Below are 14,325 nucleotides of genomic sequence, written 5' to 3'. Positions count from 1 at the left end.
GGAAGGATTCATGGCGCGTCCGGGATCGGCCTCCCCGGCCGGGCCCATCCCGCCACGATCCGCGACTGATACGCGTCCGACTATTCACCGAGATACACCTCGACCACCCGCGGGTCGTTCTGGACCTCGTCCATGGTGCCCTCGGCGAGCACGCTGCCCTGGTGGAGCACCGTCACCTGCCGGGCGATGGAGCGTACGAAGGCCATGTCGTGCTCGACCACGATCACCGAATGCCGGCCCGCGAGGCGCTGAAGCAGCTCACCGGTCTGCTCCATCTCCTGATGGGTCATGCCCGCCACGGGCTCGTCGACGAGCAGCACCCGCGGGTTCTGCATCAGCAGCATGCCGATCTCCAGCCACTGCTTCTGGCCGTGGGAGAGCGCACCGGCGGGCCGGCGCTCCAGTGAGGCCAGGCCGATGAGCGCGAGCACCTCGGCGAGCCGGTCGCGGTCGGCACTGTCCATGTGCGCGAACAGCGTCGGCCACACGCGCTTGTCCGCGGCCATCGCCAGCTCCAGGTTCTCCATCACGCTGTGGTGCTCGAACACCGTCGGGGTCTGGAACTTGCGGCCTATACCGCCGCGGGCGATGGCCGTCTCCGAGGCCCGACGCAGGTCGATACGGCTGCCGAACCACACGCTGCCGCTGTCCGGGCGCGTGCGCCCGGTGAGCACGTCCATCATGGTGGTCTTGCCGGCGCCGTTCGGCCCGATGATGCAGCGCAGCTCGCCGTCGTCGACGTACAGGCTGAGCCGGTCGAGGGCGCGGAAGCCATCGAAGGCCACGGTCACGTCCTCGACGTAAAGGATCGGGCCGTGGCGGGTGTCCAGCCCGCCGGCGAAGTCCGGCTCGGGCAGGACGAAGTCGAACACCCGGTCCCGACGCAGGACCTCCGCGAGTACCGTCATGCCGCCTCCTCGCCGCGCCGGCGGCGCAGCAGCCCCACGATGCCCCGGGGCAGGAACACCGTGACCACCACGAACAGCGCCCCGAGGGCGAACAGCCAGCCCTCCGGCCAGACCCCGGTGAACACCGTCTTGCCGTAGTTCACCGCCAGCGCACCGACCACGGCACCGATGAGGGTGCCGCGCCCGCCAACCGCCACCCAGACCACGATCTCGATGGAGTTCAGCGGCGAGAACTCGCCCGGATTGATGATCCCCACCTGGGGCACGTACAGCGCCCCGGCGACGCCCGCGAGCATCGCCGAGACCGTGAACAGCCAGACCTTGTAGTGGTCCACCCGGTAACCGACGGTGCGCACCCGTGCCTCGGCGTCGCGCACCGCGGTCACCACCCGCCCGAGCTTGCTCGAGACGATGAACCGGCATATCGCGTAGCCGCCGGCGAGCGCCAGTGCGGAGGCGGCGAACAGTGCCGCCCGGGTGGTGTCCGCCTGGATATCGAAACCGAGGATGTCCTTGAAGTCGGTAAGGCCGTTGTTGCCGCCGAAGCCCATCTCGTTGCGGAAGAACGCGAGCATCAGCGCATAGGTCAGCGCCTGGCTCATGATCGAGAGATAGACGCCGGTGACCCGGGAGCGGAACGCCAGCCAGCCGAACACGAAGGCCACCACCGCCGGCACCAGCACGATGGCCACCAGCGCCACCGGGAACTGGTCGAAGCCGTACCAGTACCAGGGCAGCCGGTCCCAGTTGAGGAAGACCATGAAGTCCGGCAGCACCGGATCGCCGTAGACGCCGCGGGTACCGATCTGGCGCATCAGGTACATGCCCATGGCGTAGCCGCCCAGGGCGAAAAACGCCCCGTGGCCGAGACTGAGGATGCCGCAGTAGCCCCAGATCAAGTCCACCGAGAGCGCCAGCAGGGCGTAGCACAGGTACTTGCCGAGCAGCGTCACCGTGTAGCTCGACAGGTGCAGCAGCGAGCCCTCGGGGGCCAGAAGGTTGGCGGCGGGCACCGCCACGGCCGCCGCCAGGAGTAGCGCGATGAGCACCCGCCCGGCGATGTCGCCGGTGAGCAGCCCGCCACGGTAGCCGAGCCGGGGCAGGGACTTGGCGTCAGCGGTCATAGGGGGTCAGGCCTCCGCCGCGCGGCCGCGCTGGGGGAAGAGTCCCTTCGGCCGCTTCTGGATGAACAGGATGATGAACACCAGCACCAGGATCTTGGCGAGCACCGCACCCGTCGCCGGCTCCAGGAACTTGTTGAGCACGCCCAGCGTCATCGCCCCGACCAGCGTGCCCAGCAGGTTGCCTGCGCCGCCGAAGACCACCACCAGGAACGAGTCGATGATGTAGGACTGGCCCATGTTCGGACCGACGTTGGTGAGCTGGGACAGCGCCACGCCGGCGATCCCCGCCACCCCGGCACCGAGGCCGAAGGTTGCCGCATCGACCCAGTCGCTGCGCACGCCGACGGCCCGGGCCATGGCACGATTCTGCGAAACCGCCCGTACCTTCAGGCCCAGGGAGGTGCGGTTGAGCACGAGCACCAGCAGGGTGAACACGGCCAGGGCGAAGGCGATGATCACCAGGCGGTTGACGGTGAGCGAGAGCACCGGGTTGAGCACGACCGAGCCGCTCAGCCACTCCGGCGCGCTCACCGAGCGGTTGAGGGGCGAGAACACCGTGCGCACGAGCTGCTGGAGAATGAGGCTGATGCCGAAGGTAGCGAGCAGGGTCTCCAGCGGCCGGCCGTAGAGGTGCCGGATCACCCCGCGCTCGATGACCACGCCGAAGGCCCCGGCGACCAGGAAGGCCGCGGGCACCGACAGCACCAGGGCCAGGCCGATATGGCCGGGCATGAGCTGCTGGAGCACGAAGGTGGTGTAGGCGCCGAGCATGATCAGCTCGCCGTGGGCCATGTTGATCACGCCCATCACGCCGAAGGTGATGGCGAGTCCCACCGCGGCGAGCAGCAGCACCGAGCCCAGGGACAGGCCGAAGAAGATCTGCTCGACGCGGTCGTAGAAGCTCACCCAGGTCTGGGTGCGCGCCAGTGCCGAGGCGGCCACCTCGCGCACCGGCCCGGGCAGCGCCCCGTCCGCCGCCGCCTGGCGCAGGGCATTGCGCGCCTCCGGCGCGAGATTGCCGCCGAGCTCATCGATGGCGGCCATGCGCTCGCCGCGGCTGCCCTCGCGCAGGTCGTAGAGCGCGAGACCGACGGCGAGCGCCGCGGCCACCCGCGGGTCGTCCTCGGCGTCGCGGCGCTCGCGCAGCAGCGCCACGGTGTTCTCGTCGAGGTCGCCGAAGAGCCCACGCACGGCCTTCAGGCGCATCTGCGGCGCAGGCGCGTTGAGGCGCAGCCGCGACAGGGCGCCCTCGATGCGGCGGCGCATGAGGATGTTCGCGATCACCCGGTCGAGTCCGCCGTGGGAGGCCACGGGCTCGCCGGTCGCCGCGTCGGTCACCGGTCCGTCGTCATGCCGGATGACCACGCGGCCGCTGGCGTCGTCGACGTAGAGATCCCCCGCCGACAGGGCGGTGAGCACGGCCGCCGCCCGGGGATGGCCGGAGCCGGCGATCTGTTCGGTCACCGTCATCTTCTCGCGGAAGTTACGGGTGTCCAGGCCCTGGAGCAGGGTGGCGAAGTCCGCGGCCACCGCCGCGGCACTCAGCGCCAGCGACAGCCCGATCACGAGCGCGGTGCGCAGCATTGGGCTCATCGTCCGTCCTCCGTGGGGTGGGGGCGGTGCCGGCGGCACCGCCCCGCAGCGACGATCAGTACTCCTGGCCGGAGCACTCGCCGGTGGTGACGTCGTAGTTGCCGCAGGCGAGCGGCTCGCGCCAGTCGGAGATGATCTTGCTGCTCTCCGGCAGGAAATCCGACCAGGCATCACCCGCGACCATGCCCGGGGTCTGCCAGACGGCAGCGAACTGGCCGTTGTCCTGGATCTCGCCGATGAACACCGGCTTGGTGATGTGGTGGTTGGGCATCATCGCCGCCACGCCGCCGGTGAGGTTCGGCGCGGTGACGCCGATCATCGCGTCGACCACGGCCTCCGGGTCGGCGGTACCGGCCTTCTCCACGGCCTTCACCCACATGTTGAAGCCGATGTAGTGGGCCTCCATGGGATCGTTGGTCACGCGGGAGTCGTCACCGATGTACTCGTGCCAGCGCTCGATGAAGGCCTCGTTGGCCGGGGTATCGATGCTCTGGAAGTAGTTCCAGGCGGACATATGCCCGACCAGCGGCGCGGTGTCGATGCCCGAGAGCTCCTGCTCGCCCACCGAGAAGGCGATGACCGGGATGTCCGCGGCGGACACGCCCTGGTTGGCCAGCTCCTTGTAGAAGGGCACGTTGGCATCACCGTTGATGGTGGACACCACGGCCGTGGGCTTGCCCTGGGAACCGAACTCCTTGATCCGCGCGACCTCGCTCTGCCAGTCGGAGAAGCCGAACGGCGTGTAGTTGACCAGGATGTCCTCCTCGGCCACGCCGCGGTCCATCAGGTAGCGCTTGAGGATCTTGTTGGTCGTGCGCGGATAGACGTAGTCGGTGCCCTCGAGCACGAAGCGCTCGATGCCGAGCATGTTGCGCAGGTAGTTGACCGCCGGGATCGCCTGCTGGTTCGGCGCCGCACCGGTGTAGAACACGTACTTCGAGGACTCCTCGCCCTCATACTGCACCGGATAGAACAGCGGCACCTTGAGCTCCTCGACCACCGGTAGCACGGACTTCCGCGACACCGACGTCCAGGCGCCGAAGATCACGTCCACGCCCTCCTGGGTGATGAGCTGGCGGGCCTTCTCGGCGAACAGCGGCCAGTCGGAGGCGGGGTCGACCACCACCGGCTCCAGCTTGCGGCCGAGTACGCCGCCCTTGGCGTTCTGCTCCTCGATGAGCATGAGCATGGTGTCCTTCAGCGTGCTCTCGCTGATGGCCATGGTGCCGGACAGCGAGTGGAGGACACCGACCTTGATGGGCTCCTCGGCGGCGTGGGCGCCGCCCACCGAACCGGCGAGCGCCAGGCCCGCGACGACTCCGGCCAGACGTTTACGAATTGTTCTCATGGCTGCCCCTTCCTCGATCGTTGCTTGATTTGGCACCGCCGCCCGGCGGCATCGGAAAGGGGCATTACAGGGATCGTGCCAATAGGCCCAAGACACTGTCTTAAAAGGTTATTCACGGAATACCGGCAAACCCGGAAACGTAACCGGTGGTCGACACGCACCCCGGCGTGGTGCACTGCACCGGCGCCAATGCATCATGGCGGTGCAGCGCTTCCGGCGGGGTGGCGAGGTGGCCCACGGGCCTCGTACCCACCGTCACGGACGCCTGCCGACCGGGGGCACTAACCGATACGGCCGAGCCAGGGGAAAACGTCGAGGAGCCAGTAGCTGAACCGCGCGAGCTGTCCGGTCACCATCGCCACGCCGACCACGATCATGACCACGCCACCGATGATGTGCAGCGGCCGCCCCCAGGCACGCAGGCGGGCACGGTTGTCGAGAAAGCGGTTGATGAACAGCGCGGTTGCGAGGAAGGGCACACCGAGCCCGAGCGAGTAGACGCCGAGCAAGGCGACACCGCTCCCCGCCCCGGAGGCACTCACGGTCAGGATGCTGCCGAGAACGGGGCCGATGCACGGGGTCCACCCGAACGCGAAGGCCACGCCGAGGAGATAGCTCAGCCAGGGGGTTCCCCCCTGTTCGAGGCGGTGGATCCACCGCGTGTCGCCATGGAGCCACCGCAGCCGTAGCGCTCCGCTCATGAAAAGGCCGAAGACGATCACGAACGTGCCGCCGACGATGTTGGCCGTCTCCTTGTAGGCCAGCATCACACGGCCTATGGCGGTGGCACTCGCGCCCAGGAGCATGAAGACCGTGGCGAACCCGAGCACGAACGACAGACTCATGCCGACGACCGCCAGGCGCTCGCGGTAGCCCGACAGCGTCTGCAGCTCCTCCACGGAGCGCCCGGCGACGAAGGAGACGTACCCGGGCACCAGCGGCAGCACACAGGGCGAGAGGAAGGAGATGATGCCCGCGGCGAACGCGGTCAGCAGACCGATACCGGCGATTTCAGGCACGCCTACCTCCCCTTCGATCGATAACGAACCCGAATGGCGCGTTCGTGGCAGCGACAGGGGCCGGGCATTGTCCGCACCGGCACAATGGCGTGCGCTACGGCCATCATGCCGATTCCCCGAGCAGCCGCGAGACCAGCGGCAGGATTTCCTCGTTCAGGCCGCGGGCATCTATCGCACCGATGTGCTTGTGCCGGATGACGCCGTCGGCGTCTAGGATATAGGTCTCCGGCACCCCGTACACACCCCACTCCAGTCCGACCCGCCCCTTCGGATCGAAGGCCACCGCGCGATAGGCGTTACCGTAGCGGGCGAGCCACGCGCGGGCGTCGCCGCGCGTGTCCTTGTAGTTCAGCCCATACACCGGGATCCGCTCCGCCAGTGCGGCAACGAAGGGGTGCTCCTCCCGGCAGGCGGTACACCAGCTCGCGAACACGTTGACGGCGACGACCTGCCCCTGCAGATCGCCCTCCGTGACCGTCTCCGCCGGCCGGAACAGACGCGGTGCCGAGAAGGCGGGGGCCGCCTTCCCCAGAAGGGGAGACGGCACCCGGGAGGGATCCAGCCAAAGGCCGACGCCGAGCAGCACCGCGGCGGCGAGAAATATGGCCAGTGGGAGGATCGTCCGCCTCACTGCCCCGCCTCCGCGGACATCGCCATCTGGTGGACGACCGCGGACGTCTGGATCGACGCCGATACACCCAGATCGCGGCCGTCCACCACCCAGACGCGGGATTCGCCGCGGCTGGAGACGTAGAGCCGGCCGTTACCGGGAACCCTCGCGAGGTGGTAGGGCATCGGCGCCAGCACGCGGCTGGTGCGGGAACCGTCGCGCAGATCGATGGCCAGGAGCCGGTCCTCGCCGGTCAGGGCCACGAACAGCCGGCGCCCGGAGCGACCGAGCGCGATGCCGTGGGGATCACGCCCCGTCTCGAGGCTACGCACAACCCGGCCCTCCGGGAGGGCCACCACCGTAACGGCCCCGGCACCTGCGGCGTTCACGTACAGCCGTTCCCCGTCCCCGGACAGCACCATGTGCTCGGGGCCGGCGTCGACGGTCACGCTGTCGCGAACGCGGCCCGTGACCACGTCGACGACGCTCACCGTCGCGCTGCCCGAATTGCTCACGTACACGGTCCGGCTGTCCGCGGCCGGCACGGCATAGTTAGGCGCGACCCCGGTGGGAACCACCCTGGCGAGGCGTCGTTCACGCAGGTCGATGACCGCGACGCCACCGTCACGCATCAGCGTCGCCACGGCATAACGCCCGTCCGGCGTGATTGCCACGTGATGGCTCGGCCCGGGGATCGCGATCCGCGCCACCACCGCCCCGGTAGCGGCCCGGATCAGGGTGACGACACCACCGCCGCCGGATTCACGCGCAGCGGCCTTTCCGCCGTGATGGGCCGCGTGCTCCGGTTCCCCGGCCTCCATGGTGGCCCCGGCGGCCAGGCTCGCCGCCACCAGCAGCCCACCGTCCGGACTCAGGGCCAGGCCGTGCCCGGAGGGTACCCCCGGCAGATGGCCGACCACGGCATCGCGCTGTGTATCGACCACCGCGATACCCCGCGCCTGTCCCATTGGGAGATAGGCCTGTCCCGCCGAGACCTCGGCGGAGGCGGCAGCGACGAACCCGGCGAATAGCAGCGAAAACAGCCTAGCCCTCATTCTCGCCCCCTCCCTTGTGGTCCCCGGATGCGCCCGAGTGGCGCCCCCGATGCATGAACAGGTGCATGAGCGGACAGGCGAGCAGCACCAGGTAGAAGAGCATCCCCAGGGACGCTCCCGTCTGCGAGACGCCGAATACCGCGACAACGGTTCCCAGCGCCAGTAACGGCAGCATGTATTTGGACCGCGCCCCGGAGACGCTACGTGTGGCTTCGCCCGGACGGCGATGCGGCCGTGCGGGCACGGATCGGTCGTCGATCGACATGGACGTTCTCCTTGAAGTCCGGATTCTCACCCCCGGGCCCGGGATACACCGTGGCGCGGGGGAACAAGGCAATCAGGGATGAAGAACGTCAGGTCCGGGGCGGGCGGAAAGGCGGCACCGCATAGCCCGGCGCCGCGCCTTTCGCCGTCACGACGGCGACGGACGGCGCACAGGGATCGAGTGAAACGAGGCTGGCGCGCACCATACCGTGGGTCTGGGCACAGTGCAGATCGGCATCGGTGAGTTCGATGCCGGACGAGCCGAGTCCCGGCGCAGGAAGCCGCGCTTCGGCCGTCACGGCATAGACCCGCACCTCGTCATCACCCACTCGCAACGTGACGCCGGCGCCACGATCGGCGAGGACGGGCAGGGCAATGCCGCAGATGATCAGCATCAGCAGCAGCCGTCGCCAGACTGCGGGATTCATGCGCGATCCCCCGTCACACATGCGTGGCCGTGGCCCCGTTCACGATGTAGCGTCAGGCTCGTCATGATATGGCGGTAGAATGACCTGTCTGCCGTTAATGGATGGATCGTTTCAGATGCGATAGCCGCCGCTGATACTCCTCCTCGTCGATCTCGCCCTTGGCGTAACGTTCGGCGAGGATCGTGTGCGCGACCGGGCTGCCGCGCCGCCTGCCCGCTGTCACGTCGGAGAGCGCCTTCACCAACAGCACCGCTGCCGCGATGAGAACCCCCCAGAAAAGCACCATATGAATCGCGCCGGGAAGAAACCATTCCCAGCCCGAGGCGTTCATGTGCCACCCCATGCCGTCCCACATCATCTTGGCCTCCTTGTGCTGCCATCAACCGCTAACGGACGGGGCAGTGCACTGGCAGGGATGCACCGCCCTGTTACCCGAATCCCGGGACATCTCCCGGGTCAACCAGAAACCCGCGCCCAGCAGCAGGGCGCCGCCGTAGACCATCCCCTCGCCCGGCACCTCGGAAAAAACCAGGAACCCCAGAAACGAAGCGACCACCGGTGAGACAATGATGTCCACCAGCGCATAGACATTCGCACTGATCGACTTGAGCACGATCGCTATCCCGAAGTAGGGAACACCCGTCGAGACAACGCCCAGCCCGGCAGCCCAGAGCAATACGGGGACCTCCAGACCACCTGAGCCGAATGTCGTTGACGCGGTCACCTCGCCGGGGCCGGCGACAAACAGCGACGGTGAAAGCACCAGTGCGGCCACGAGCATGGACCACGCGATGTCACTGCCGGTTTCGGTTTTCCCCTCGTGGCGCAGGTAGGTGACCATCGCCGCGTAGATCGCGCCGGTCGACAGCGCCACGGCATTGCCAAGCGCATACCCGCCGCTGAAGGGCCTCGCCATCACCACGCCAGCAAGCGCGACGGCGAATATGAGGATGTAGCTACGCCGTGCCGGCTCACGGAGAAACAGGGCGGAAAAGATGAAGACGAAAAACGGCGCGATGCTCCAGAAGATCACCGCATTGGCGATGGGCACGAGCGACATGGCGAAATTGAATGCAGCACCCTGGGCGGCGATCAGGACACCGATAACCGCCGTATCCCGGACATTGCCGCGGGGAAACCGCGGCCAGCGCCGCTCCACTGCCGCCCGGGCCAGGACCAGGAACACGGCCGCGAACCCCATCGCGTAGAACGTCAGCGTCTGTACCGGTATCGCGCCACCGGTGAGCTTGACGAACACGCCGATCGTGGCCTCGCCAAGCGTGATCAGCGTCAGCAGCCCGATGGCTCGCGGATTCATGCGCCAGGCTCCGGGGTGCGGGTCACGTCGATCGTCTCCGCACCGGACTCATCCAGGCAGCCCCGCTCGACCTGAAGCGTTACGAAGAAGAACCCGTAATCGTGGCGGAGCATATGGTGGGCCCGCCTCAGGACCGACTGGGTATCGACGCCTTCAGCGACGCGCAGATGCCCTGAGAACACGCGGCGCCCACTGGTCAATTCCCACGCATGGACGTGATGCACGTCCTCGACCCCATCCACCCCGTTCAGTGCCCGGCTCACGTCATCGAGGGCAACCTCTGGGGGCGTCCCCTCCATCAGCACGTGCGCGGAGTCGCGGAGGATTCCCCAGCTCGCCCATAGCAGTACGAAGCCGAACGCCATACCGAGCAGCGGATCGATGAGCAGGAAACCGGTGAAGCGGATCACCACCGCGGTGACGATGATCAGCAGGCTCCCGACGAAGGTCTGGACGATATGCCACAGCGCCCCCCGGACATTGAGATCACTGCGGCTGTGACGCCACATCATGCCCAGCGAGATGAGCTCCGTGGCCAGGCCACCGGCCGCCGCCAGGAGCATCGGGCCGGTGGGCAACTCGATCGGATCCAGCATTCGCATGGCCGCCATCACGATCACCACCAGTGCCATGCCCACGAGAAACCCCCCGTTGACGAGCGCACCGATGATCTCCGCGCGATACCAGCCGAAACTGCGATCGGCATCGGCAGGACGGCGGGCAATCCTGGCCGCCACTATCGCGACGAGGACGCCCCCGACCGCCGAAAAGGTGTGGAAGGCGTCGGAAATCACCGCGATTGAGCCGGTCCACAGGCCGATGCCCATCTCGATGAAGAAGTAGATCCCGGTCAGCCAGGCCGACACCACCATGGCCGGCCCACTGGAAGGCATATGCCCGGCGTGTCCGTGGCCGCCGTGTCCGTCAGTCATCGTTACCATCCTCCCTGCGAAACGCCCCGGAGAAACCGCACCGCCGTCGAGCGATCATTCGATGGACAGCCGCCTCAGGCGCAGCGAGTTCCCCACCACCGATACCGAGCTGAGCGACATGGCCGCCGCGGCGATGATGGGCGAGAGCAGCACGCCGAATACCGGGTACAGCACACCGGCGGCAACGGGCACACCGAGGCTGTTGTAGACGAACGCGAAGAACAGGTTCTGCTTGATATTGCGCATGGTCGCCCGGCTGAGCCGGCGGGCACGCACGATACCGCGCAGGTCGCCCTTCACGAGGGTCACGCCGGCGCTCTCCATGGCCACGTCGGTGCCGGTACCCATGGCGATACCGACCTGGGCGCGGGCCAGGGCCGGGGCATCGTTGATGCCGTCACCGGCCATGGCGACGAAACGCCCCTGCGACTGCAGCGCCTGGACCTGTTCCGCCTTCTGCTCCGGCAGCACCTCCGCGATCACCTCGTCGATACCGAGCTCCCGGGCCACCGCCTCCGCGGTCGTCCGGCTGTCGCCGGTAAGCATGGTGATACTCACGCCCTCGTCGTGGAGCGCGCGAACCGCCTCCGGCGTCCCTGCCTTGACCGGGTCCGCGACGGCGATGAGTCCGGCGACCCGGTCGTCGACAGCAACGAACATGGCCGTCCGGCCCTCGGCCCGCAGGGACTCCGCACGCTCAGTCAGTGCCTGCGCATCGATGCCCAGAGCGTCCATCAGCGCCCGGTTCCCCAGGGCGACCCGGCGTCCGTCTATGGCACCGCGCACCCCCTTGCCGGTAATGGACTCGAAGTCGCTGTAGCGCTTGAGCTCGACGCCCCGCTCGCCGGCACCGTCCACGATGGCAGCGGCCAGCGGATGCTCGCTGCCCCGCTCCAGGGTGGCCGCGAGACACAGCACGTCGTCCTCGCCGAACCCGTCCGCAACGGATACCTCCTGGAGCCGCGGGCGCCCCTCCGTCAGCGTCCCCGTCTTGTCGACGACGAGGGTATCCACCCGGCGCAGCGTCTGGATCGCCTCGGCGTCCCGGAACAGCACGCCGGCGGTGGCCCCCTTGCCACTCGCCACCATGATGGACATCGGAGTCGCAAGGCCCAGGGCACACGGGCAGGCGATGATCAGCACCGCCACCGCGTTGATCAGCGCATAGGCCATGGCGGGCTCGGGCCCGACCAGCGCCCAGATGGCGAAGGTGATCACGGCAGCGGCCACGACGGCGGGGACGAAATAGGCTGCCACCACGTCCACGAGGTTCTGGATCGGCGCCCGGCTGCGGCTCGCCTCGGCCACCATCTCCACGATCCGGGAGAGCAGCGTGTCACTGCCGACGCGCTCGGCCTCGATGATCAGCGACCCCCGGCCGTTGACCGTGGCGCCTATCACGCGGTCCCCCGACGCCTTCGCCACCGGCATGGGCTCGCCGGTGATCATCGACTCGTCCACGGAGCTGCCGCCTTCAATCACCGAGCCATCTACGGGAACCTTCTCCCCGGGACGAACCCGCAGGCGGTCACCGATCTGCACCGATTCGAGAGGGACGTCCGCCTCGCTGCCATCGTCGTCGATCCGGCGTGCGGTCTTGGGCGCGAGCCCGAGCAGCGACTGGATCGCGGCGTTGGTCTGGCTGCGGGCACGCAGCTCCATCACCTGGCCGATCAGCACCAGCGTGACGATCATGGCAGCCGCCTCGAAATAGACGTCGACGCGCCCGCCGACGCCCCGGAACGATGCCGGAAAGAGCCCCGGTGCAATGGCGGCGACGACACTGTAGACGTAGGCTACCCCCACCCCCAGGGCGATGAGGGTGAACATGTTCAGGCTGCGATTCACGATGGAACGCCAGCCCCGGACGAAGAACGGCCAGCCGCCCCACAACACCACCGGCGTCGCCAGGGCGAACTCCAGCCAGTTGCGCACGGCGTGGGGTACCAGCGCCTGCATATCCACCCCGGGCACCATGCCGCCCATCGCGAGTGCCAGCACCGGCAGCGCCAGCACCAGGCTCACCCAGAAACGCCGGGTCATGTCCTTCAGCTCCGGGTTCTCTGCAGGCGCCGCGCTGACCTGCTGGGGCTCCAGCGCCATGCCGCACTTCGGGCACTCACCCGGGGCATCCGAGACGACCTCGGGGTGCATGGGGCAGGTGTAACGGACGCCTCCCGATGCCCCGGCCTCCTGGCCGGAATCCCGGGTCCCTGCCGTGCCCGGATTCACGCTATCTCGACTCCCGTGCATGGCTCCCTCCAGACCCATACGTAATCCCACCCCGGGTGGGGTGGGATATGCTTAGAATACGCCGGCAGGAAACGGCTCCGCAACTTTCGCTCGTCTCAGGCGCGCCGGGACGCCCCGACGCGCGCGGAAGCCGCCTGCTCCCCTATCTCAGGCGCCCGCGGACGGCACGGGCCGGATGTCGATCTCACCCTGCATACCGGCCTCGAAGTGGCCCGGGACGTTGCACGCGAACAGAAACCGCTCCGTTCTCTCGAACGTCCATATGACGGACGCGGTCTCTCCGGGGTCGATCATCACGGCATTCGGGTCGGCGTGACCCTCAGCCCCGCCATCGCTCATGCGCCTGGCCATCTCGGCCCGATGGGCTTTCTGGACCTTCGGCGTCCCCAGGGTGAAATCGTGTTCAAGCTCTCCCTTATTGGTCACGACGAAGCGAACCGTCTCACCCGCCCTGATCTCGATACTCTGGCGATCGAAATACGTATCCCCGGCGGTGATCCGGACCGTGCGGTCAACCTCCGCGGGGTCGCCGGGCCGGCCGCCGGCGAAGCCGGAGCCGTGCTGATCGCCATGCCCCGGACCGGCGATGGCGACATTGACTGCCAGCGCCACGGCAAACGCCGCCGCGACGGAAATGATCGTTGACGTACGCGTCATTCTCGGTCTCCTCATGCCTGGTATTCGCCTGCTCGGCGACGAGGCCGTTCCCGGCCGCGGACGGACACGCCCACATCAGGGGCTGCCCTTCCACGACGGCGGCCTTCAAGTGCAGCGAACAGGAATGCAGCCGGTGGATCACCGGCCTGTAAGCCCCCGGGCATCCCGGCTGGCCGGGACGGAATCCGGAACCCGCGCCGATGCGGCGCCGGTACACACCTGGAAACCGGCCGGCTACCGGCCGGAGAAACCGGGTGCGCTCATGCCCGGAACGCCCTGCCGGCGCTCACCGGGGAACCGGAAATGCATCCGGCTCCTACAGGGGGCTATCCCGAGGCAGTCAGAGTCTGATTCGGCGGGTAGTCAGATAGAGGCCGGGGGAGTGGAGTCGAGGCGCAGCGGGACGATGCGCCGGACCCGCTATCGTCCAGGAACCGGTGACGGGCCGAGGGCCCGCGGCCGCCGGCAACACATCCGGGTCCCGGTCGGAGGCCGTGAGGACCCCGGTGACATCCATCGCCCCGGGCGCGCACGTGGCGTGGTGATCGCCATGATCGCCGATAAGGCCGCTATGGACCTGACCGCCACTACCGGGACGCGCATTGCCATGCAGCGGCGCGCACAGGGCGGCCGCCTGTACTGCCATGACCAGCACCACGACCACGGCAGCTCGCAGCCCCGTCCGGAGAGAGGGGCTCCTTATCGGGCCGCCCGTTGTGGACCTTGCGTCCTGCCGACTGATCATCGCGATACCGGTAGGCATGTCAGAAGTATCCATTCTGCCATACCCGAACCGGCCCGCAATGGGCCGGCGCT

Annotated in this window: 14 protein-coding genes; all 14 read right to left on the bottom strand. The window is 68.1% G+C overall.

The window, feature by feature from the left end; all coding sequences use genetic code 11:
* Positions 1 to 80: 80 nt before the first annotated feature.
* The gene (gene urtD, locus ACEZHJ_RS05550; protein ID WP_163140236.1) at positions 81 to 908 is read right to left on the bottom strand and encodes an urea ABC transporter ATP-binding protein UrtD; all 828 of its coding nucleotides are present in this window, start codon (positions 906 to 908) and stop codon (positions 81 to 83) included.
* On the bottom strand, positions 905 to 2,032 hold the full coding sequence (urtC, locus tag ACEZHJ_RS05545; protein ID WP_018718036.1) for an urea ABC transporter permease subunit UrtC: 1,128 nt from the start codon (positions 2,030 to 2,032) through the stop codon (positions 905 to 907). The genes urtD and urtC overlap by 4 nt, the downstream gene beginning before the upstream one ends.
* 6 nt (positions 2,033 to 2,038) lie before the next feature.
* Positions 2,039 to 3,625 carry an urea ABC transporter permease subunit UrtB gene (urtB, locus tag ACEZHJ_RS05540; protein WP_240466247.1) on the bottom strand — a complete coding sequence of 529 codons (1,587 nt, stop codon included), beginning with the start codon at positions 3,623 to 3,625 and terminating at the stop codon, positions 2,039 to 2,041.
* Positions 3,626 to 3,680: 55 nt separating this feature from the next.
* Positions 3,681 to 4,973, bottom strand: coding sequence for an urea ABC transporter substrate-binding protein (urtA, locus tag ACEZHJ_RS05535; RefSeq protein ID WP_026321056.1), 1,293 nt, complete (start codon positions 4,971 to 4,973; stop codon positions 3,681 to 3,683).
* Positions 4,974 to 5,254: 281 nt separating this feature from the next.
* Positions 5,255 to 5,992, bottom strand: a complete 738-nt coding sequence (locus tag ACEZHJ_RS05530; RefSeq protein WP_018718033.1) for a cytochrome c biogenesis CcdA family protein — start codon at positions 5,990 to 5,992, stop codon at positions 5,255 to 5,257.
* A 103-nt stretch (positions 5,993 to 6,095) separates the two neighbouring features.
* Positions 6,096 to 6,623, bottom strand: coding sequence for a DsbE family thiol:disulfide interchange protein (locus ACEZHJ_RS05525; protein WP_018718032.1), 528 nt, complete (start codon positions 6,621 to 6,623; stop codon positions 6,096 to 6,098).
* Positions 6,620 to 7,657: a YncE family protein gene (locus ACEZHJ_RS05520; protein ID WP_026321055.1), complete on the bottom strand. Its 1,038-nt coding sequence runs from the start codon at positions 7,655 to 7,657 to the stop codon at positions 6,620 to 6,622. The genes ACEZHJ_RS05525 and ACEZHJ_RS05520 overlap by 4 nt, the downstream gene beginning before the upstream one ends.
* Complete coding sequence (locus ACEZHJ_RS05515) at positions 7,647 to 7,922, bottom strand: DUF2933 domain-containing protein (protein WP_018718030.1); 276 nt, start codon at positions 7,920 to 7,922, stop codon at positions 7,647 to 7,649. The genes ACEZHJ_RS05520 and ACEZHJ_RS05515 overlap by 11 nt, the downstream gene beginning before the upstream one ends.
* Positions 7,923 to 8,010: 88 nt before the next feature.
* Positions 8,011 to 8,349 carry a hypothetical protein gene (locus tag ACEZHJ_RS05510; RefSeq protein WP_018718029.1) on the bottom strand — a complete coding sequence of 113 codons (339 nt, stop codon included), beginning with the start codon at positions 8,347 to 8,349 and terminating at the stop codon, positions 8,011 to 8,013.
* 94 nt (positions 8,350 to 8,443) lie between these two features.
* Positions 8,444 to 8,707, bottom strand: a complete 264-nt coding sequence (locus ACEZHJ_RS05505; RefSeq protein ID WP_205599814.1) for an SHOCT domain-containing protein — start codon at positions 8,705 to 8,707, stop codon at positions 8,444 to 8,446.
* A 21-nt stretch (positions 8,708 to 8,728) separates the two neighbouring features.
* Positions 8,729 to 9,667, bottom strand: coding sequence for a DMT family transporter (locus ACEZHJ_RS05500; RefSeq protein WP_018718027.1), 939 nt, complete (start codon positions 9,665 to 9,667; stop codon positions 8,729 to 8,731).
* Positions 9,664 to 10,599, bottom strand: coding sequence for a cation diffusion facilitator family transporter (locus tag ACEZHJ_RS05495; protein WP_026321054.1), 936 nt, complete (start codon positions 10,597 to 10,599; stop codon positions 9,664 to 9,666). The genes ACEZHJ_RS05500 and ACEZHJ_RS05495 overlap by 4 nt, the downstream gene beginning before the upstream one ends.
* A 54-nt stretch (positions 10,600 to 10,653) precedes the next feature.
* Positions 10,654 to 12,753 (bottom strand): copper-translocating P-type ATPase, encoded by a 2,100-nt coding sequence (locus tag ACEZHJ_RS05490; RefSeq protein ID WP_018718025.1) that lies wholly within the window; start codon positions 12,751 to 12,753, stop codon positions 10,654 to 10,656.
* Between the two features lie 246 nt (positions 12,754 to 12,999).
* Complete coding sequence (locus ACEZHJ_RS05485; RefSeq protein ID WP_259202347.1) at positions 13,000 to 13,464, bottom strand: plastocyanin/azurin family copper-binding protein; 465 nt, start codon at positions 13,462 to 13,464, stop codon at positions 13,000 to 13,002.
* Between the last annotated feature and the right edge of the window lie 861 nt (positions 13,465 to 14,325).

Source organism: Arhodomonas sp. KWT2, assembly GCF_041949875.1.
Lineage (GTDB): Bacteria > Pseudomonadota > Gammaproteobacteria > Nitrococcales > Nitrococcaceae > Arhodomonas > Arhodomonas aquaeolei.
Note: the sequence above shows the minus strand (reverse complement) of the source record. Positions and strands in the feature narration are given on the sequence as shown.